A 20180-nucleotide genomic window follows, 5' to 3' on the forward strand; every position below is an offset into this window, starting at 1 on the left:
AAAAAATTAAACAATGGAAAACCAAATCGCTAAAACATCATTCATTAAAAAAATTCTTGCTTTAGTCCTAGCTTTTGGCCCAGGAATTTTCGCTATTGGTTACACCATTGGCACTGGTAGTGTAACTTCTATGATTGTTGCCGGTAGTACGTATGGCATGCAATTATTATGGGTTTTGGTTTTGAGTTGTATATTTTCGGGCATGCTCATGTATGCCTATGGCAATTATGCTTTGGTGACCGGCGAAACTGCACTATACGCTTTTAAAAAACACATTAAATGGGGCAAGCCAATTGCTATTCTCATAATTTTGGGTGTATCATTTGGCCAATGGAACTCACTAATGGGTATTCTAGGAATTTCGGCTAATATCATTTTTGAGATATTCGTTATATATTTTCCTTCTTTAGTTGATCACAAATATGAATTGGTTCTTACAATTGCCATTGTGGTAATTGCTATTATGTATCGTTTTCTACTGATAGGGAAGTATGTTTTCTTTGAAAAAATACTAGTGATTTTCGTAACCATTATGGGACTTTCTTTCTTCATATCTCTCTTTATGGTTTTCCCTTTGCCTATAGAAATTGCCCAAGGTCTTATACCTTCTGTGCCCAAAGTACAAGGTGGTAGTATGATGGTAGCGGCCTTTGTTGGAACTACCATGGCAGCAGCCACATTTCTTTCTCGCCCTCTATTTGTAAAAGGGAAGGGATGGACTATGAAAAATCTTAAACAACAAAAGAAAGATGCTATTATAGCGGCCTCTTTGGTTTTTATAATTAGTGCTTCTGTGATGGCTGTGGCTTGTGGAGCATTGTTCCATGAAGGACAACCTGTCACCCAAGTATTGGATATGGTAAATACACTTGAGCCGGTAGCTGGTAAATTTGCCCTTACACTTTTCTTTTTCGGAACGCTAAGTGCTGGACTTTCTTCTATTTTCCCATGCTTATTAATTGCCCCTATTTTACTCTCGGATTATCAATCTGGTGAGTTGGATACTACTTCAAAGCAGTTTAAAATCATAACAGGAATAGCTTGTTTGTTCGCTTTAATAGTTCCTGCTTTTGGAGCTAACCCAATAGAAATGCAAATTCTTTCTCAGGTTTTTAATGTCTTTGTACTTCCATTGGTGATACTTGGTATTATTCTACTCATCAATAATGCAAAGCTTATGAAAGAACATAAAGCCAAGCTTCCATTGAACATAGGATTATTCGCTGCTTTATTTTTCTCTTGTGTTATTTCATACAATGGTGTTATAGCACTAGTAGAATATTTCTAAAAGAAATAACACCTTTCCGTATATGCACTTCTAAAAAGTGCAGAATCGAATCTAAAGTGAGTCATTCTTAAATCTGCTAGCTGAAAATAAATGCTATCAAACGTTAACTACAGCTAGCTCAGAAAATAACCTGCAGGAAACCGTTAGTAATGGCGCCCGCATCCTACAATTCCACTTACAAAAAAAATTGAGCTTATTATATAAGTAAAAATTCGAACCATAACATCTATTCTGGTCCAAGAACAACTATAATCCTTATATTTTGTCTCAGGATGTCAGCTGATATAAATGGGGTTCTTTTCTTAATGGAACTTGTAAAAGATTCTAAAACTACCAAAGAAATAGTCTGGGCAAAATTCAAAAGCAATCCGTTTATGTAAATTTTAGTAAATTAATATAAACTTTAATTAGTCCTAATCCCGTACAACCAACTCCGTTTGTCATACACACGCTCCGTACTAACAGGAGCTAGGTATAGAAAAATAGTAACTTCCCACATTAAGGATAGAAGTGAGGGCAAAAAATTACCCATACCCTACCCTAACTAGCATCTATAGATATCACTTTCCACTAGCACCAATTCAAATAAAAGCTAAAGAATTTCTTTTGTTATACCTCAGCAACAGATAATTGCCAATTTAGCATATAGCAGTTCTTTATAATGTCAACTAGATAATGTACACTACCAAATTTCTTGATATTAATTTTTGTTTAACAAAGTATTAAGTTATATTTGGTAAACCAATTTGGTAAACCAGTATGGAAAACCAATTGAATTTAACAATTTTTGACTAATATTTATCAAAAAGACACTTTATGAAACTGTAACGAACTGAAATGAAAAAAGGATGGGTCTAACCCATAATTTTTACTAAAATCACTTCTTTATGAAGGAAAGTAACACTTAGAACATGTACTTTTTACTACGCACGCTCATTGTAAGATTATAAATAATTCAGAGACATTAATGAGTACTGCACTTAGTGAATTGAAGATTAAACAAGACTCTCATTTAGGCGCTTGGCCTAAAACTAATTAACATTACTAACTTAACATTAAACAAATGAATTTTAAATCTCAACTAACACTTATAGCGTTATTGTGTTTCAATATCTCGCTATTTGCACAAGACGGTTACACTTTGACCGGTACCGTATCTGATGATACGAATGTACCTGTTCCTGGGGCTAGTGTAATTATTCAAAACACAACAACAGGAACATCTACCGATTTTGACGGTAATTATTCTATTGAAGTTACCAATGGCGATGTATTGGAAATTTCATCCTTAGGCTTTTCCACTAAAACAGTAACTGTGGATGGTCAAGAAACTCTTAATGTTATTCTTGCTACAGACGCAAGCCTTCTTGAAGAGGTTGTCGTAGTAGGTTATGGTGCTCGAAAAAAGAGCGACATAACAGGTTCTGTATCTTCAGTTAAGTCTGAAGAATTAAATGCATTTCCTGTATTGGATGCTGCCCAAGCACTTCAAGGTCGTGCCGCTGGTGTGGTTGTGCAATCAAATAACGGTGGTGAGCCAGGGGCTCCTATCAGTATAAAGATTAGAGGTAACACTTCAATTAGTGCAAATAGTTCTCCGCTTATCGTTGTAGATGGTTTCGTAGGAGCAACAATGCCTCAACCAAGTGACATTCAATCCTTAGAAGTTTTAAAAGATGCTTCTGCAACTGCTATATATGGTTCTAGAGGTTCAAACGGTGTTGTTTTAGTAACTACTAAAAAAGGTAGAAGTGGCAAACTAACTGTTGAACTAAATTCTACTTACGCTATTCAAAATACGGCTAATAGATTGGATTTATTAAATGCAGGTGAATTTGCAACATATCAACAACAAGTAAATAATAACCGTGCCCTAACAGAAGGAGAAGCTCCTGCCATATACACGCAGCAATCAGCAAATACAGATTGGCAAGACTTAATTTATACAACTGGTAGTACTTCTAATCACCAACTTTCTTTTTCTGGTGGTACAGAAAAAATGAACTTCTATGCTTCTGGCAACTATTTTAAACAGGATGGTATTCTTGTTAATTCAGGTTTTGAAAGAGCCACATTTTTAACAAACTTAGATGCTCAAGTAACTGATAAATTAAAATTAGGCCTTAATCTTTTTGGAAGTAGAGGTACTAAAAATGGAGTTGCTACACAATCAAATGGTTCTGTTACCGTAGGTGGAGATGATGTAATTTCTTTAGCAATGCGTTTTGCACCAGATAAAGGAATCTATAATGAAGACGGTACTTTTACAACAAATGATAAGGTAGGTGATGAAGTAGATAATCCATATGCTGTTGCTACAGTAAGGGACGACGAAACTGTTACAGATAACTTTAGAGCAAATTTCTACGCCAATTATGATATCTTAAAAAACCTAGCGTTTAAAACAACCTTTGGCCTAAGTACTCAAAACCAAACTAGAGGTATATACCAACCATCTACGTTAACAATCACCGCAGGTGGTGTAGGCGGAAGAGCTAGCTTTACAAATGGTACAGAAACAAATCTTTTAAGTGAAAATTATTTGACTTACAAAAATGAAATTGGAAAAGGAAGTTTAACCTTGTTAGCTGGTTATTCTTATCAAAAAACAAAAACAAATGAGTCTTTTGTTGCTGGTACAGGTATCATTTCAGATGCTTTTTCTTACTACGGTTTAGGTACTGTTTTAAACACATTACAGCCTGATGCATATTTGGAAGAAACAGAAATTCAATCTCAGTTTGGTAGAGTGAATTATGATTATGACGACAAATATTTATTAACTGCAACAGTAAGAAGAGATGGTGCTTCTAACTTTTCTGAAAATGAAAAATATGCTATTTTCCCATCTGCAGCCTTAGGTTGGAAAATTTCTAACGAGAACTTCTTAAAGGATAGTGAAACTGTTTCTAACTTAAAGTTAAGAGCAAGTTACGGTGTTACAGGTAACCCGTCAATTAGCCCTTACCAATCATTAGCAAAGATTCAAAGTATTTATGCTTCTAGTAATGGGCAAACGGTACATGCTATTACACCAGAGCAACCTGCTAACTCAGATTTAAAATGGGAATCATCTTACCAAACTAATTTTGGTTTAGACGTTGGTTTATTCAGTAATAAAGTTTCGTTATCATTAGATTACTATAACATAGATACTAAAGATTTAATTTTGGGAAATAACAGTATCCCTGAATATTTTGGCTTCTCAAATAATGAGATTTTAACAAACTTAGGAGAAATTAATAATAAAGGATTTGAAATTTCTATAAGCACAAGAAACGTTTCTAACGATAATTTTAGCTGGACTACAGATTTTAACTTGTCCGCTAATAAGAATGAAGTATCCGCTTTAATAAACGATGCTGATTTATTCTTTGATGCCGCTCCAAGTTACTTTAGTAATGACAGGAGTTATGTCTTAAGAGTAGGAGAAGAAGTTGGTCTTTTTTGGGGCTATGAGTATGCAGGTGTATACCAAGGAGGTGCTTTACCAGCAGGAACATCTACTTTATCTGGTGGTATAGCAGGTGACCCATTGTTTGCAGATTTAGATAATAGTGGAGATATTTCAGAAGATGATAGAACAACAATAGGTAATCCTAACCCTGACTACACTTTTGGTTTCACCAATAACTTCAGTTACAAAAATCTTGATTTAAGTATCTTCTTCCAAGGTTCACAGGGTGGTGATATTTTCAACATGACCAATGTACAGTTGAACAATGGGGATGCTAATACTACTAGAGATTATTTTAATAATGCTTGGACAAGTTCAAATACTAACACGAACCAACCTCGCGTAGGAAATAACAGTAACAGAGAAATTTCTTCTCGTTTTGTAGAAGATGGTAGCTATATAAGATTAAAGAACATTGCATTAGGATATAATATACCTTCTGATGTTATAGAAAAATTTGGTCTTGAGAATCTTAGAATAGCTGTTAGCGCTCAGAACTTACTGACATTTACAAATTACTCTGGCTTAGACCCTGAAGTAAACTATTCTGGATCTAATGGTGACAATAACGTATCTAGCAATACAGCTCAAGGATTCGATTTTGGAAACTATCCAACTGTAAGAACAGTTAACATAAGCCTTAACTTAAAATTTTAAAAAATACATTTATGAAAGCATATAAATATTTATTCTTATTGATAGGATTATCAATAGTAGGATGTTCAGATTTAGAAGAAGAGCCTGTAGGTGTATTGTCTCCAGATGGTTTCTTTCAATCTACTAAAGAGATACAAACTTCCGCAAATGGTGCTTTTACAGCAGCTATCAATGAAAAGTTCTGGGGAAGGAAGCTTTCCGTAGCCCTAATGTTACGTTCAGATATGGTTGGTCTTGCCTCTAATGAAACAAGACGTGTAGAACAAGATGAACTAACTACGTTAGCAAGTAACGGAATGATTAGTGAGTTTTGGCCTAAAACTTATGAGGGAATCGCTGCCGCTAACTTAACAATTGCGGGGGCTGAAGAGGTAGATTTACCTGATGAATCTAAAAACCCGGTAACTGCCCAAGCTTATTTTGCAAGAGCATTCTATTATTTTCATTTGGTAAGACAATTTGGAGATGTTCCTTATATCGACGAGCCAATAACACCTGAAAATACCGTAGAAATTTCTACTCTAGCTAAAACTCCGGCATCAGAGGTTTATGAAAATATTATTTCAGATTTAGAATTTGCTAAAGCTTGGTTGCCAGACACACAGGTTTCAAGAGCTATACCAGCAAAATCAGCAGCAAGTTCTTATTTAGCTTTAGTGTATTTAACTATGGGCGAATGGCAAAATGCTTTTGATGAAGCTAAAGAAGTTATTGATAATGCAGGAGCTTATGGATTAGCTTTAGATCCTGATTTTCAAAATCTGTTTAACGCAGAGAAAATAGATGCATCTTTAGAACCAATATTTGCTTTAGACTACAACAATGTTGAAGCTCCTAATAATGCTTATGATCAAATAGCACCAATGACAGGTATCAGAGGAGACGACAGAAATTCCGGTGGTGGATGGTCAGTTGCCGTTCCTGCTTTAGCCGTTTATGAAACTTGGGACCCAGCAGATTACAGAAGAGCGGTAAGCATGGATGATGGAGCCTTTATTGATGGCAACTTAGAACCTTATACCAATTTTATTGTTAGCGGTCACCAATTCGCTAAAAACCAGCCTTACGTTGCTAAATACACTCGTTTTCCTGGACCTTTTGCTAGAGGAAATGCAAGAGCAACAAGTCATAACTATTCTATGATACGTTATGCGGAAGTATTGTTAATTGCTTCAGAAGCAGCCGTAGAATTAGGAGATAACGCATCTGCTCTTATGTACATTAATGAAGTAAGAGCTAGAGCTAGAATGGGTGGTGATACTCAAAGTGGCGGCGTTGCAGTTTCTATAGCTCCAAGTGCTGAACCTGCAGACCTTACTGGAACGGTAACTGTAGAAGATGTATTAGAAGAACGTAGATTAGAGTTTGCCTTTGAAGGTATTAGATGGTATGACATTGCAAGAAGAAAAATTGGTGCACAAGCATTTGGTCCTTCAGGATTAGAAGGCGAAAAGCCATTCTTTACCGCAGATGATTACTTAATGCCATTACCTGAAGATGAGTTAGAAAGAAATCCAAACTTAACACAAAATCCAGGATACTAATACCCTTGATTAATAATATAAATATAAAGACTAATTATAATAGATACCCGTAAAGGGAAATAAAGAATACGAAGAATGTTGTTTTGAGTTAGATTGAGAGTAATTTTGCCGACTCGCTCACCACGAGTCGGTAAAATTTTTAAAATCTCCAGACCCTGTAGAAACCGAACTCTTTAAAGCAAAAAATACTTTTTTAGTACATTTGTTTTAATTATTTTTAACAAACCAATCTGGTTAACCAATTTTCAACATACTGTCCCCTATGAAATTAGAAATCCTGACTAAGCACGAAAACAGAGAAATACAAAATAATATCATTTCAAAAATTCGTGATCTCATTAACTATAAAAATCTTGAACCAGGTGATAAGTTACCTGCTGAGAGAGTACTATCTGAGAAATTTGAAGTCAGCAGAAGTAGTGTTCGTGAAGCAATCCAAAAACTGGAGTTTTATGGAATATTAAATTCCAAACCGCAAAGCGGAACTTTTATTTCAAATATCGGTCAAATTGCCATGAATGGTATGATCGATGATATTCTAAGTTTAGAAGAACAAGATTTTAAATCACTGGTAGAGACCCGTATTTTACTTGAACTAAAAACGGTAAAATTAGCGGCCATTAGAAGAACAGATGAGGATTTAGAAAGAATTAAGTCTGCTTTGAATGCCTATAAAATAAAGATGATTGCTGGTGAGGATTGTCTAGAAGAAGATTTGCTTTTTCATTTAGCAGTAGCAGCTGCAAGTAAGAACAGTACCATGAACACACTCATGCTACTTATAACGCCAGAGATTATAGTTGCTTATGCTAAAGACCCTGTCTGTAAAGGTGATGTAGCCTTATCAGAAGTCAAAAAGCACGAAGACATATACATGGCTATCTTAAATCAAGATCCAAAATTAGCCAAAGAGACGATGAAAGTACACTTTAGTAAATTGTACGATTACATCTACGGTGAAGACCGAAAAATAAAATTAAAGAAAGGATAAAAGTGCACAATTTGTCCTTTTAATACATACTGAAGGAAAACTAATACTTAAAAACTACTTATTTAATGAAGGTAAACGGTTAAAGCCGTACACATCTTATCCTAATTATTTACAAAGTATTTAAGTTATTTAAATACAGTCATTTAGAATCGCTCACCTCCTATTTTCAAAAATCAGGCTAGCTATTCCTATGCCTGAATACTAAGAACAATTTAAAAGAACGAAGATGAAAATCAAAAGTTTAAGATGGTGGGTTATAGCTTTAATTGCTTTGGCTACCGTTATCAATTACATTGATAGACAAGCATTACCCGTTCTATGGCCAGACATTGCTGAGGATTTATATCCAGATAAAACGCCTGACGAACGAAAAGAAATTTATGCATTTATCTCCACACTGTTCATCTTTTCTTACGCATTTGGTCAATCCATTTTCGGAAAGATATTTGACAAATATGGAACAAGAATAGGGTTTACGCTGTCAATTGGATTTTGGTCCATTGCAACAGCATTACATGCTTTTGCAAGAGGAATTTTCACGCTTAGTATTTTCCGCTCTTTATTAGGAGTTTCAGAAGCTGGAAACTGGCCAGGGGCAGCTAAAGCAAATGCAGAATGGTTTCCAACAAAGGAAAGAGCATTTGCACAAGGTCTCTTTAATTCAGGTGCTGCTATTGGAGGAATCATAGCCTTCCCCACAATTGGATTACTATCTGTCTATTTTAGCTGGAATTGGATTTTTATATTGGTTGGTATAACAGGTTTGCTATGGCTTATTCCGTGGTGGATTTTAGTAAAATCTCCGCCTAAAAATCACCCATGGATAACAGATGAAGAACGCACGTACATCTTAACGGGACAGAAGAACCAAGATGAGGATGAGGATGGAGAATTTGACGACGGTTACAACCCTGATACCGGTCAAATCCTAAAGCACAAGGAAAGCTGGGGAGTAATTCTAGCATCTGCTGCCCTTGACCCAATTTGGTGGTTATTTATTTTTTGGATACCCATTTACCTGCACGAAGTATATGGCATGGATGTAAAATCAATCGGATTTTATGCTTGGGTCCCTTATGTGGGCGCTATGCTTGGAGCATGGTTTGGCGGGCTATTAGCTCAAAATCGTATTAAAGTAGGTTGGACAGTAAATAAAACACGAAAGTTTGTAATTACCCTTGGATGTGTAATTATGCTACCTTTCTTACTGTTAATGGCTAATCCTGGTGGACCAGAAACAGCCGTGATATATATGGCACTTATTTTATTTGGTTTTCAAACAGCTATTGGAAATGTTCAAACCTTACCTAGTGATTTATTTGGCGGAAAAACAGTAGGTACACTTTCTGGTTTTGCTGGTACGGCTGCTAAATTAGGAGCATTTGGATTGACAGCATTAGTACCTTGGCTTACGTCAGGAGGTAACTATACGCCAGCGTTTGTAATTGGTGCTGCGTTAGCTATAATTACAATGGCAAGTGTTTGGTTTTTAATTCCAAATATTGCGCCACTTAAAAGTAAAAATTAAAACAAATTAACTAACACTAATTAATAGTAATTTACACAAAGATGAAAGGAAAAGTAGCAGTAATAACAGGAGCAACAGGAGGAATTGGATTTGCAGTTGCAAAAAGATTAGGACAAGATGGTTTCACCGTTATTTTGAACGGTATAGAGGATGAAGCTGGTGCTCAAAGAGTTAAAGAGCTTACCGCTGAAGGTATCACTGCCGAGTATTATGGTTTTGATGTTACAAAAGAAGAAGAAGTAACAGCTAACATAAAAGCAATTGGTGAGAAGTACGGAAAAATCGATACACTTGTAAACAATGCCGGTGGTTTAGGTGGAAGATCAAGATTTGAAGAAATGACTACAGAATTCTACAGATCTGTAATGGCTTTAAACCTTGACTCAACATTCTTTGCATCTAGAGCAGCAATTCCTTACCTTAAAAAAGGAGAAGATGCCTCTATCATTAACTATACTTCTAACGCAGCTTGGACAGCTGGTGGACCAGGTGCAGGAATCTACGGAACATCTAAAGCTGGTGTTAATGCTATCACTAAAGCATTAGCAAAAGATTTAGCAGAATATGGTATTAGAGTAAATGCGGTGTCTCCAGGTACTATAGACACTCCGTTTCATGCACAGATCAAAGCAACAAAACCAGAAGTTTTTGCTTCTTGGGCAAACAGCATTATGTTAGGTAGATTGGGTCAGCCAGAAGATGTAGCTGGTGTTGTATCTTTCTTAGCTAGCAAAGATGCTAAATTCATTACAGCTGAAACTATCCAAATTGGTGGTGGGCAAGCTTTAGGAATCTAGATAATTCATTTTATAATACTAAAAGCCTTTCTTTTAATTAAGAAAGGCTTTTTTATTTGAAGAATCCCTGACAATCAACTCGGCATCTAGAATTTTTTTATTCAAAGACTGCTTTATATCAGGTGAGCTAACATGTTCTAAAAATGTTTGTGCGGCCAACCTTCCTATTTCAGCACTGTGCTGTTCAATACTTGTAATTGGCGGAGAAACCATTGCAGTAAAAGGTTCGTTGCCAAAGCCTACCAATGCTATTTCGTTAGGAACGTCAATAGCATTCTCTTTTAAAACCTGTAGCGCTCCTAAAGCAGCATAATCGCCAGCAATATATACCGCATCCGGTCTCGTCTTTAACGCAAGCAACTGCTCCATTTTTATACGACCATCCTCCTGTGTAAGACTACTTTCCAGTAAAAGTTCGCTATCTAATGGTAAACCATGTTTTTCAATAGCGTCCTTATACCCTCTAATTCTATTATTGAATATTCTGGTACGCTGGTAGCCCCCAATATGTGCTATTCTTTTGCAACCCTGTTCAACTAGATGTTCAACAATCATATGGCTGCTGGCATAATCATCAATACCAATATAATCTACGTTCAAATCATTCTCTCCACGATCAAACAATATTAATGGTATACCTCTGGATTTGATTTTTTCATAATAATCTAGGTCCGTAGTTTCATTGGCCATAGAGGCAATAATACCATCCACTTGCGTAAACAGTAATGTATCTATGCTATCACATTCCTTTTTATATGATTCGTTAGATTGTGTGATGATAATATTATAGCCCGCCTTATTTAAAACCTCCTCCATATTTTGCACTACGGAAGAAAAGAAATTACTATTTGTTCTAGGCACAATAACACCTACTAGGTTACTCTTTCCTTTACGCAATGCGCTTGCCAAATGATTTGGCTGATAATTCAAGTCTTTGGCTACTTTCTTAACAGCCTCTTTGGTTTTTGAGCTAATTCTAGAGTCGTCCTGCAAGGCCTTTGAAACGGCAGCGGTAGATATTTCCAAGATATTTGCGATATCTTTTAATGTGGTCTTTTTTTTATTCGACAAGTTTTTCTATATTTGTTTAATCGATTAAGCAAAGATATATTTTTAAAATCGCCAATCAAAACTCACACGTTTTGATTTATTTTTAAAAATCAGGTTAATCGATTAAGCAAATAAGTAGATTCAATTTAAAATAACACCATTACAAATGAAAAAAGTAGTAACCTTTGGAGAAATAATGTTGCGTTTAGCACCTCCTGGATTTTTGAGATTTTCACAGACTAATACTTTTGATGTTGTTTACGGCGGCGGTGAGTCCAACGTAGCAGTATCTTTAGCAAATTACGGCGTTCCCGTAGATTTCGTAACTCGTTTACCAAAGAATGATATTGGTGACTGTGCGTTAATGGAAATGCGTAAAAGAGGCGTAGGAACAGACAAAATAGTTTATGGTGGTGACCGTCTAGGTATTTATTTTCTAGAAACTGGTGCTGTCTCTCGTGGATCTAAAGTTGTTTATGACCGTGCACATTCTGCTATTGCAGAAATTGAATCGGGAATGATCGATTGGGATGCTGTTTTTGAAGGTGTAGAATGGTTTCATTGGACGGGTATTACTCCTGCCATCTCTCAAGGTGCTGCAGATGTTTGTTTGGAAGCTGTTAAAGCTGCCAGCGCAAAAGGTATTACTATTTCAACAGATTTAAATTACAGAGCTAAGCTTTGGAATTACGGTGGAGATAGAGAAACTATTATGACTGAGCTTACTTCTTATTGTGATATCATCTTAGGGAACGAAGAAGATGCTGAAAAGCACTTTGGTATTCACCCAGAAGGTTTAGATGTTCATAAAGATGGGCATGATGTTAAGGCAGAAGCTTTCTTATCTGTATGTAAGCAGATGATGAAGAAATTCCCTAAAGCTAAAAAAGTAATTACAACCTTAAGAGGTTCTATTTCTGCTTCGCACAACACTTGGGCTGGAGTATTATGGGATGGTTCTAAAATGTTCGAAACACGTCAATATCAAATTACAGATATCGTGGATCGTGTTGGTGGTGGTGATTCTTTCATGGGTGGATTAATCTACGGATTATTGAAATACCCAGAAGATGATCAAAACGCATTGGATTTTGCTGTAGCTGCATCTTGTTTGAAACACACTATAAAAGGTGATGCCAACTTGGCAACGGTTAGCGAGGTAGAAAAACTAATGGGCGGTGACGCTTCTGGAAGAGTAGCTCGTTAATTTTTAAAACCAAAAAAAAGATGGCTCCTAAAAAATCGATATTACTTTTTTGTGGTGGTGGTCCCGCACCGGGTATCAACGCTGTTATTAGTACGGTAGCAAAAATCTTTCTTAAAGATGGCTATCGTGTACTTGGCCTTCATGAAGGGTTCAAAGGTATTTTCTCTGAAGAACCACAAATAAAGGAATTCGATTTTGCACATGCCGATCGTATTTTTAGTCGTGGTGGATCTACTCTAATTATGAGTAGGTTTAAACCAAAGGATGAAAAAATAAATACGAAACTTTTTTCCGATAATAATGTAAAACTATTAGTCAGTATAGGCGGTGATGACACCGCCTCTACGGCTAACAGGATTACTGGGTATTTAACCAAGGAGAATATTTTTATTTCAAATATTCACGTTCCAAAAACTATAGATAACGATTTGCCCCTACCCGACCGAAACCCAACTTTTGGATTTCATTCGGCAAAGGACGAAGGCGTGCGTATTGGTAATACCACATACGAAGACGCCCGCACCAGCCAAAACTGGTTCGTCATGTCTACTATGGGACGCTCTGCGGGTCATTTGGCATTTGGTATTGCTACCAGTTGTCATTTCCCTATGGTGGTCATTCCCGAAATGTTCAACAACACCGCTATCACTTTTGATAAGGTAGTGCGGTTGATTATTTCATCCATCGTAAAAAGAAAAATAGAAAATATAAATTATGGTGTGGCGCTCGTAAGCGAAGGTGTTTTTCATATTATGCCAGATAGCGAGCTTGACCATTGTGGTATTAATTTTACCTATGATGACCATGGCCACCCAGAATTGGGTAATGTGAGTAAATCTCATATTTTTAATATGTTGGTCCAGTCCAAACTAAAAGAATTGGGCATTAATATAAAAAGTAGACCGGTAGAGCTGGGTTATGAACTCAGATGTTGCAGGCCTATTGGTTTTGACTTGACCCTTTGTACCCTTTTAGGACTTGGTGTTAAAAAACTATTTGACCAAGGTATTAGTGGTTGTATCGTTACGGCAAATTCCCGTGGTGAAGTAACTCCATTGTTTTTAGAGGATATACAAGGAGAGGATGGCAAGATAGCCCCTCGCCTAGTAAATATAGACTCTGAATTCGCTAAACTTTTCTTTCAGAATATGCACTATATTCAGGAAAGCGATTACGAAGCAGCAAAAGCATATCTTCCGGATCCGGAAAGATATGATTTCAATAAAATTTTATCAGAACAATAAAAACATTATGGCACAGTATTCAAGAATAGAAGTAGCAAACGTAATGAAGGAAAACGGTATGGTTCCTTTGTTTTATCACCCAGACGTTGAATTGGGTAAAAAAATCTTACAAGCCTGTTATGATGGTGGTTCCAGATTAATGGAGTTTACAGCTCGTGGCGATTTCGCTTTCGAAGTTTTTTCTGAATTGAATAAATACGCAATCAAAAACCTTCCAGGTATGATTATGGGTGTAGGTTCTATTACAGATGCTGCAGCTGCTTCATTTTACATGCAGATGGGTGCCAATTTTATCGTGACTCCTTCTTTAAGAGAAGATATCGCAGTGGTTTGTAACCGTAGAAAAGTATTATGGTCACCTGGGTGTGGATCTTTAACCGAAATCAACAATGCTGAAGAGCTAGGATGTGAAATCGTGAAGTTGTTTCCTGGAGATCTTTACGGACCTGGTTTCGTAAAAGGAATTAAAGGACCTCAACCTTGGACAAGTATTATGCCTACAGGTGGTGTTAGTACAGATGAGGCTAACCTAAAAGGTTGGTTTGATGCTGGTGTAACATGTGTTGGAATGGGTTCTAAACTTATTAGCAAAGAAATTTTAGCCAACAAAGATTACGCTGGATTAGAAACTAAAGTTCGTGAGACTTTAGCTTTAATCAAGAGATTAAGAAGCTAAGACATCTTTGTCACCAACCAGTGGCGTATATATAATATTTACTAGCCGCCTACTTAGGTCTATCCCAAGTAGGCGGCTTTTTTATTTCCTGACGTTACAGATTACAAGAGCACAAAAGCTGTAATTAGCTCTTTTCCTTCGAGATAAAACACCCCTTTTTTACTATTCTTTCTTCTATCCTAAATTGGTGTATTACTTACTAAAACACTTCTCCCCCTTGCTATAACGGCATTTTTAAATTTAATGGAGTTAAGCTTATCAACTGATTTTCCAGACCTTTATATTAAATGATACAAATAGAGTATTGTATCAAGAACAATCTAATATTAATTATAAAAACCATAGAAATATGTTACGCTGGACAGTTATATTTATCGTATTAGCCATCATCGCAGGAATCTTCGGATTTGGAGGAATTGCTGCTGGGGCCGCTAGTATTGCAAAAATCTTATTCTTTATTTTCATTGTACTTTTCATAATCAGTTTGATTATGGGACGCAAGAAAATTTAAGGCCGATTATCATATAAATTTTACAGTTACAAAGGATGGCAGAAACGCCATCCCTTTTTTTTCACACTAAAAATATACACTTATGAACGATGCATATGCCAAGCATGAAAAAGATGCTATAGATGAATTTGAAAAAAAAGGATACATAGCCAGATATCGATACGAAAATGACCTATTAATTAATCTGGAAACACATAAAAACTATAAACCTGCAGATATTACAATTGTAAAAGAATTCAGGTACGAAGGTATGAGCAATCCCGATGACCTTTCTATTCTATACATAATTGAAACTAATGACGGCTCAAAAGGCACCTTTCTAATGGCCTATGGACCGTCTGCTGATACAGACACTGCTTTGTTCTTTAAGAACGTACCGGATGAAAATTATCATAGAAAATAACAACAAAAAAGCCCGAACATTACTGCTCGGGCTTTTTGTTTAGATTGGTATTGATTTTATTCTACCAGCTTGCAATTTCTTCTTGCAATTCTTCTTTTCCCTTACCGACTTTTTCTTGTACTCTACCCATCATCTCATCAAACTTTCCTTCCGTGTAGGTTACATCATCATCTGTTAAATTTCCGTATTTCTGTTTAAGTTTACCTTTTACTTGGTTCCACTTACCTTCTAATTGTTCCTGATTCATTTTATTTATTTTTGTGATTAAACATCTTTTTATCAATACTTAAAATTAAGAATGAATTACCCCACTCTTTAATCTTAAAAAATAGATTTTTGCTCTTAAAAATTAATTGTATGGTTTCTCGATTCCAGCACTATCGTCATCCATGAATTTTACAAAATCAGACGGATTTTGAATAGGAATAAATCGGTCTCCTTTTATAACAACAGGGAAAGCTAAGGTTGAAGGCGATTTCTCTAAAACTCGCAACCAATCATGTTCGTCTAAGTCTACTTTCTTATTTCCGTATATCTCCTTAAAAACGGGATGGTCTTGATTTACCAGACTTCCTATAGACCCGTTCATGCCTTGAGCTATCTCCGCCCATTGTGTGCCCGTTACTTTTGTTTTTGATATATCTATTGCCAGAACAGCTTCATCGGCAGCCTCAACGTAAGCATACGTTTGCTTACCTATTGAATTCTCCGAATTGTAGTATAATGTTATTTTCTTTTTATCTTTTGATATAACTCCCATATTCTTAAATTTTAGTTCATGTATTACTATAATGAAACTAAGCGTTATACCGGAGATTCATTACCTCTAAAAAATTAATTTTTACTCTTTACTTCTTTCCGTTTCCTATAATGGTAGAAGTTAAACCATCGCCTACATTTAGCCAGAGGTAATTAAAAAATGATTTTGTTGGGTCTCTTTCAGCTTTAATACCTCCATAGCGGTATCCATTTTCATCGGTATTAGAACCATCGTTTACAAACAAACTTCCAATGGCGGTCAAAAGCTTATTAATGCGTAAACGGTCTTTCTTTAAAACTGAAAATTTAAAATCTTCATATTTCATTTTCATATCTCCGGAAGAGGATATGGAATTACCGCTTATCGTAAAATAGAGCTCCTGTATTTCGCCTTTTGCCCGCACCCTTAAATTGGATTCAAGAAAAGAGTTTATGTTTTTAGAATGAAAGTTCTTAACAGTTCCCGAAGCGGTAAACGCATCTGATTCCTTTTTAGCATTAAAAGACCAGTTCAACGTTATGGGAGCTTCCCCCATTAATAGCGCCTTTGCTGTAACCGATGTTTTTTCATTCTTTTCTGGTACATTCTGAATCTCAAGAATTTCAGCATGAACATCATCAAAAATAATTTTACCAGGTGATGTTTCTCTATTTACCCGTTCACTATAAGCAATATAACTATCGCTAATCTCTACTTTGGGTATATCTAATTGTATGGGCAGTTTACGAAGTGCTTCACTATATAATTTCTTCCTTTCCGTATCATCCGGTAATAGTTTATCTCGGTACATTTCAAGTGTAGCACCTTTGATCTTTCCTGTTCCCGTACTTACCCATAGTTTTTTTTGAATGATACCGAAGTCTATATGTTCAAAACTGACTTCCGGGATTTGTAAATCTATATAATCACGCTCTTTGTGTAGATGCCAAGATAATTTGGTCTTACTGTATTTTGATTTTATTTTTAAGTCTGAAATAGTAATATCGCCTTCATCAACTTTCACTTTACCAGCTTTCAGGGATTCATACGGACCTAAATCTGCATAAAGAGAAGTTCCCTCAAACTTGAAGGAACCATAAGCAACCGGAATTTTTGAATTGATGAGTGAATCATTAGTGGTAACATTATCTATTTTAATATTCACGGAATCTAACTTCATGGCCAGACTATCATTATCACCTTTTAAAAGGGTTACATCACCGTTTGCCACATTTATCTCATCAATATAAATTTGCTTTAAAAGGCCAATCTTATTACTATCTGTTTGAGAAGTATCAGTCTGTTTTTCTTTCAAATAAGACTTTAATATTGGCTTTTCTATATTTAAACTTTTTAATGCTATTTTCTTATTGAAAAGAAACTGCCAATACCCCAAACCAATCACTTCCAAAGAGCCTATTTGCAATCTTGTTACTTGCTTTAAGGAGTCTACTGCTCGCACTCTGAAATCTATAGTTTTGAACTTCGCAGTTCCGGTCAAGACGTTCACGTCAATAAGTTTATACTCCAGTTGCATATGAGACGGTAATTTGGTTTCCACAAAATTGGCTATGGACTTTTTAGCCATTAACTGGACACTAAGCATTAATAGTGCTGCAACGATTAGCAGCCCCAAAAAAACTCTGAAAATAATTTTTCCTATTCTCTGTAAATGCATTGTTTGTATTTATCTTTAAGGAACGGTAACTACATGCTACCCTTAATATTTAAAATTGGCCCTTTAAACCCTAAAATAGGTGTGTTTTCCAATTTATATTTGACCGGTTAAGAAAAACGGTTTTCAGGAACCAAAGTGTTTTATAACTTATCCTCGCAATACTATTGCCAATGCCCATTACTTCAATTTTAAATCGTCTTAAACTATTCATATTCTTTATGGCACTAGCACAACTAAATGCCCAACATACAGTTCCAGAAACTATTTTAGAAGAAGCTAAAACGGCACTATCTCACTATCCGGAATTAAAGGATACACCTATAACTTTTAAAATCATAAAGAATATAAAACAATCTACGATGAGGGCCCAGCCTGTAATAGGCACCCTTTTTAAATCGAAGAAAAAGCGGGCATATGTAATTTTAATAAGTGAAAAAATAAAGATTTCAGATGAAGTGTTTTTGACCAAAGACGTACCAAAAGGTATTATGATCGGTTGGCTTGGTCATGAGCTAGGCCACGTAATAGATTATAGCCACAGGAGCTCATTAAACCTCATTTGGTTTGGAATGAAATACTATTTTTCTGGATCATATATTAAAGAAGCGGAGCGTGCAGCAGATACCTACGCCGTAACCCATGGCATGCACGATTACATTTTGCAGACCAAGCGCTTTATTTTGGACCATGCCAAAATAGATGAGAAATACAAAGAACGTATCCGTCGTTATTACCTTTCTCCGGAAGAGATTATGGATGTTGTTAAGCAGCATGAAACAACTAACAAAAAATAGATAGGTTTAATTAAAAATGAGAATCAGGCCTTTACTCATTTACAAAGGCTTCCCATTCCTTAAACTTCTCTTCTCCCATTACACGTTCCATTTTTACCTGTCCGCCTTTTTTCTTATTCTTACCGTTCCAGTCATGAAATACAGAAGGTAATACAGAAACGACTTTCACTCCCTTTAACGCTTTTGAACGGGCTACTTTATAGTTTTTATTAGCATTCTTAAGAGATTCATCTAACGCTTTGGCTAGTTCCTCATCATCTATTTTGTCTTCCGTACCTAAATACCAACAGTGATAAAACTCTCCGTCAATTCTCTTGGCACACAAGGTATATTCAGGAATACGGATACCAAATTTCTCTTCTAGTTCCTGTACGCCATCATCCAATTTATTTACCGAAAGCTGAGAACCTACGGTATTCAAAAAGAATTTGGTTCTTCCTGTAATTTTTATTTCGGCGCGTTTTACATCGGTAAATTCAATGGTATCACCAATAAGGTAACGCCAAGCTCCTGAGACCGTACTTATGATAAGCACATAATCTTGCCCTTCTTTTACTTCAGACAGTTTTAGAGCGGGTGCATCATCACTTAGTGAACCATCTTGCTGTATATACTCTGGTTCAAAAGGAACAAATTCAAAATAGATACCTGAATCTGTTGAAAGCTGCATAGCATCTGTTTCTGGTCTGGCTTGAAATGCTACAAACCCCTCAGATGCCAAATAGGTATCTATAACCGTAATTGGTTTACCTAATAAGGCATTAAAACTCTTTTTATAAGGGCCAAAAGCCACTCCTCCAGAAGTGTACACCTGTAAATTGGGCCAAATCTCATGAATGTTTTTAAGACCGTGATACTCAATTACCTTTTGCAACATTAGCTCAATCCAAGAAGGTATTCCGCTCAAAGCACCTATATCCCAATTGGCCGCTTCCTCGGCTATTTTCTGTACACGTTCATCCCAATCATCAATTTCTGCTATTTCTTCTCCGGGTTTATAATATCCCCTAAACCAGTTGGGAATATTACTAGCGCTTATACCACTAATCTCACCTTCCTCATGACCTTCCACTTTATTTAAATCCGTAGAACTGCCCAGCATTAAAATACCAAGCTCAAAGAAATCTGGCGGTAAATCAAAATTGCTTAATGCAAACACCTGCTCAACTCCTGTTTTCCGGATGGCATCTATCATATCATCCGTTACAGGAATACGCTTACTAGTTTTGCCCGTAGTACCAGAACTTAACGCAAAATAATCTGGGGTGCCCGGCCATGTAACATCCTCTTCACCTTCATGCAATTTCTGCCACCACTCCTCATTAATCCGGTTATAGTCAAAATAAGGAATAGCCTTTGCAAAGGCATCCGCAGGACTTTCAGAATCTAGAATGTTCTTAAATTTATAATGTTTCCCAAAAGCGGTATTCTTTGCCTTTTTCAACAATTTCTCAAGTACCTCTTCCTGTTCCTTAACTGGGTTTTTATCTCCGGTTAACTTATCCCTGACATCTATAAATCCCTTTATGATATGTCCTATAATCGGCGTGTGTTTCATAGTAACAAATATAATCCTTAAGTCAATAATTTCTGCACTTTATGGAAGGATTGGTTAA

17 protein-coding genes are annotated in these 20180 nt (G+C 36.1%); 12 read left to right on the top strand and 5 right to left on the bottom strand.

Annotation, left to right across the window (positions count from 1 at the left end; translation table 11 throughout):
* Positions 1-13 precede the first annotated feature (13 nt).
* The 6 genes from HW347_RS13520 to HW347_RS13545 all read left to right on the top strand — a co-directional run bounded on the left by HW347_RS13520 (position 14) and on the right by HW347_RS13545 (position 10262).
* Positions 14-1288 carry an Nramp family divalent metal transporter gene (locus tag HW347_RS13520; protein WP_214612347.1) on the top strand — a complete coding sequence of 425 codons (1275 nt, stop codon included), beginning with the start codon at positions 14-16 and terminating at the stop codon, positions 1286-1288.
* A gap of 1063 nt (positions 1289-2351) precedes the next feature.
* On the top strand, positions 2352-5402 hold the full coding sequence (locus tag HW347_RS13525; RefSeq protein WP_214612348.1) for a SusC/RagA family TonB-linked outer membrane protein: 3051 nt from the start codon (positions 2352-2354) through the stop codon (positions 5400-5402).
* Between the two features lie 11 nt (positions 5403-5413).
* Entirely contained in the window at positions 5414-6946 is a 1533-nt protein-coding gene (locus HW347_RS13530) for a RagB/SusD family nutrient uptake outer membrane protein (protein WP_214612349.1), read from the top strand.
* A gap of 262 nt (positions 6947-7208) precedes the next feature.
* Positions 7209-7937, top strand: a complete 729-nt coding sequence (locus HW347_RS13535; RefSeq protein WP_214612350.1) for a FadR/GntR family transcriptional regulator — start codon at positions 7209-7211, stop codon at positions 7935-7937.
* Between the two features lie 226 nt (positions 7938-8163).
* Positions 8164-9465, top strand: coding sequence for an MFS transporter (locus HW347_RS13540; RefSeq protein ID WP_214612351.1), 1302 nt, complete (start codon positions 8164-8166; stop codon positions 9463-9465).
* A 41-nt stretch (positions 9466-9506) separates the two neighbouring features.
* The gene (locus tag HW347_RS13545) at positions 9507-10262 is read left to right on the top strand and encodes an SDR family NAD(P)-dependent oxidoreductase (RefSeq protein ID WP_214612352.1); all 756 of its coding nucleotides are present in this window, start codon (positions 9507-9509) and stop codon (positions 10260-10262) included.
* A gap of 33 nt (positions 10263-10295) precedes the next feature.
* Here the strand turns inward: HW347_RS13545 and HW347_RS13550 are convergent, their stop codons facing one another.
* Positions 10296-11333, bottom strand: a complete 1038-nt coding sequence (locus HW347_RS13550) for a LacI family DNA-binding transcriptional regulator (RefSeq protein ID WP_214612353.1) — start codon at positions 11331-11333, stop codon at positions 10296-10298.
* 145 nt (positions 11334-11478) lie between these two features.
* Between HW347_RS13550 and HW347_RS13555 the strand changes: the two genes are divergently transcribed.
* The 5 genes from HW347_RS13555 (at position 11479) to HW347_RS13575 (ending at position 15353) form a co-directional block, all read left to right on the top strand.
* Positions 11479-12519, top strand: coding sequence for a sugar kinase (locus HW347_RS13555; RefSeq protein WP_214612354.1), 1041 nt, complete (start codon positions 11479-11481; stop codon positions 12517-12519).
* Between the two features lie 20 nt (positions 12520-12539).
* Entirely contained in the window at positions 12540-13763 is a 1224-nt protein-coding gene (locus HW347_RS13560) for a 6-phosphofructokinase (protein ID WP_214612355.1), read from the top strand.
* Between the two features lie 7 nt (positions 13764-13770).
* Complete coding sequence (locus HW347_RS13565) at positions 13771-14439, top strand: bifunctional 4-hydroxy-2-oxoglutarate aldolase/2-dehydro-3-deoxy-phosphogluconate aldolase (protein ID WP_214612356.1); 669 nt, start codon at positions 13771-13773, stop codon at positions 14437-14439.
* Positions 14440-14788: 349 nt separating this feature from the next.
* Complete coding sequence (locus HW347_RS13570; protein ID WP_155594597.1) at positions 14789-14950, top strand: DUF1328 family protein; 162 nt, start codon at positions 14789-14791, stop codon at positions 14948-14950.
* Between the two features lie 82 nt (positions 14951-15032).
* Positions 15033-15353 (top strand): hypothetical protein, encoded by a 321-nt coding sequence (locus HW347_RS13575; RefSeq protein ID WP_214612357.1) that lies wholly within the window; start codon positions 15033-15035, stop codon positions 15351-15353.
* A 61-nt stretch (positions 15354-15414) separates the two neighbouring features.
* Here HW347_RS13575 and HW347_RS13580 read toward each other — a convergent pair whose 3' ends face one another.
* The 3 genes from HW347_RS13580 to HW347_RS13590 form a co-directional block, all read right to left on the bottom strand.
* Positions 15415-15600 (bottom strand): CsbD family protein, encoded by a 186-nt coding sequence (locus HW347_RS13580; protein WP_155594599.1) that lies wholly within the window; start codon positions 15598-15600, stop codon positions 15415-15417.
* A gap of 102 nt (positions 15601-15702) precedes the next feature.
* On the bottom strand, positions 15703-16113 hold the full coding sequence (locus tag HW347_RS13585) for an arsenate reductase family protein (RefSeq protein WP_214612358.1): 411 nt from the start codon (positions 16111-16113) through the stop codon (positions 15703-15705).
* Positions 16114-16201: 88 nt separating this feature from the next.
* Positions 16202-17770, bottom strand: a complete 1569-nt coding sequence (locus tag HW347_RS13590) for an AsmA family protein (RefSeq protein ID WP_214612359.1) — start codon at positions 17768-17770, stop codon at positions 16202-16204.
* Between the two features lie 218 nt (positions 17771-17988).
* Here HW347_RS13590 and HW347_RS13595 point away from each other — a divergent pair, with 218 nt between their 5' ends.
* The gene (locus HW347_RS13595; protein WP_214612360.1) at positions 17989-18564 is read left to right on the top strand and encodes a M48 family metalloprotease; all 576 of its coding nucleotides are present in this window, start codon (positions 17989-17991) and stop codon (positions 18562-18564) included.
* 31 nt (positions 18565-18595) lie between these two features.
* On the opposite strand, the gene HW347_RS13600 is transcribed toward HW347_RS13595, so the two are convergent.
* A complete protein-coding gene (locus tag HW347_RS13600; RefSeq protein WP_214612361.1) occupies positions 18596-20122 on the bottom strand; it encodes a GH3 family domain-containing protein in 1527 nt (508 codons plus the stop codon).
* Positions 20123-20180 lie beyond the last annotated feature (58 nt).

The sequence above is a fragment of the Zobellia barbeyronii genome, assembly GCF_018603515.1.
In the GTDB taxonomy this organism is placed as follows: domain Bacteria; phylum Bacteroidota; class Bacteroidia; order Flavobacteriales; family Flavobacteriaceae; genus Zobellia; species Zobellia barbeyronii.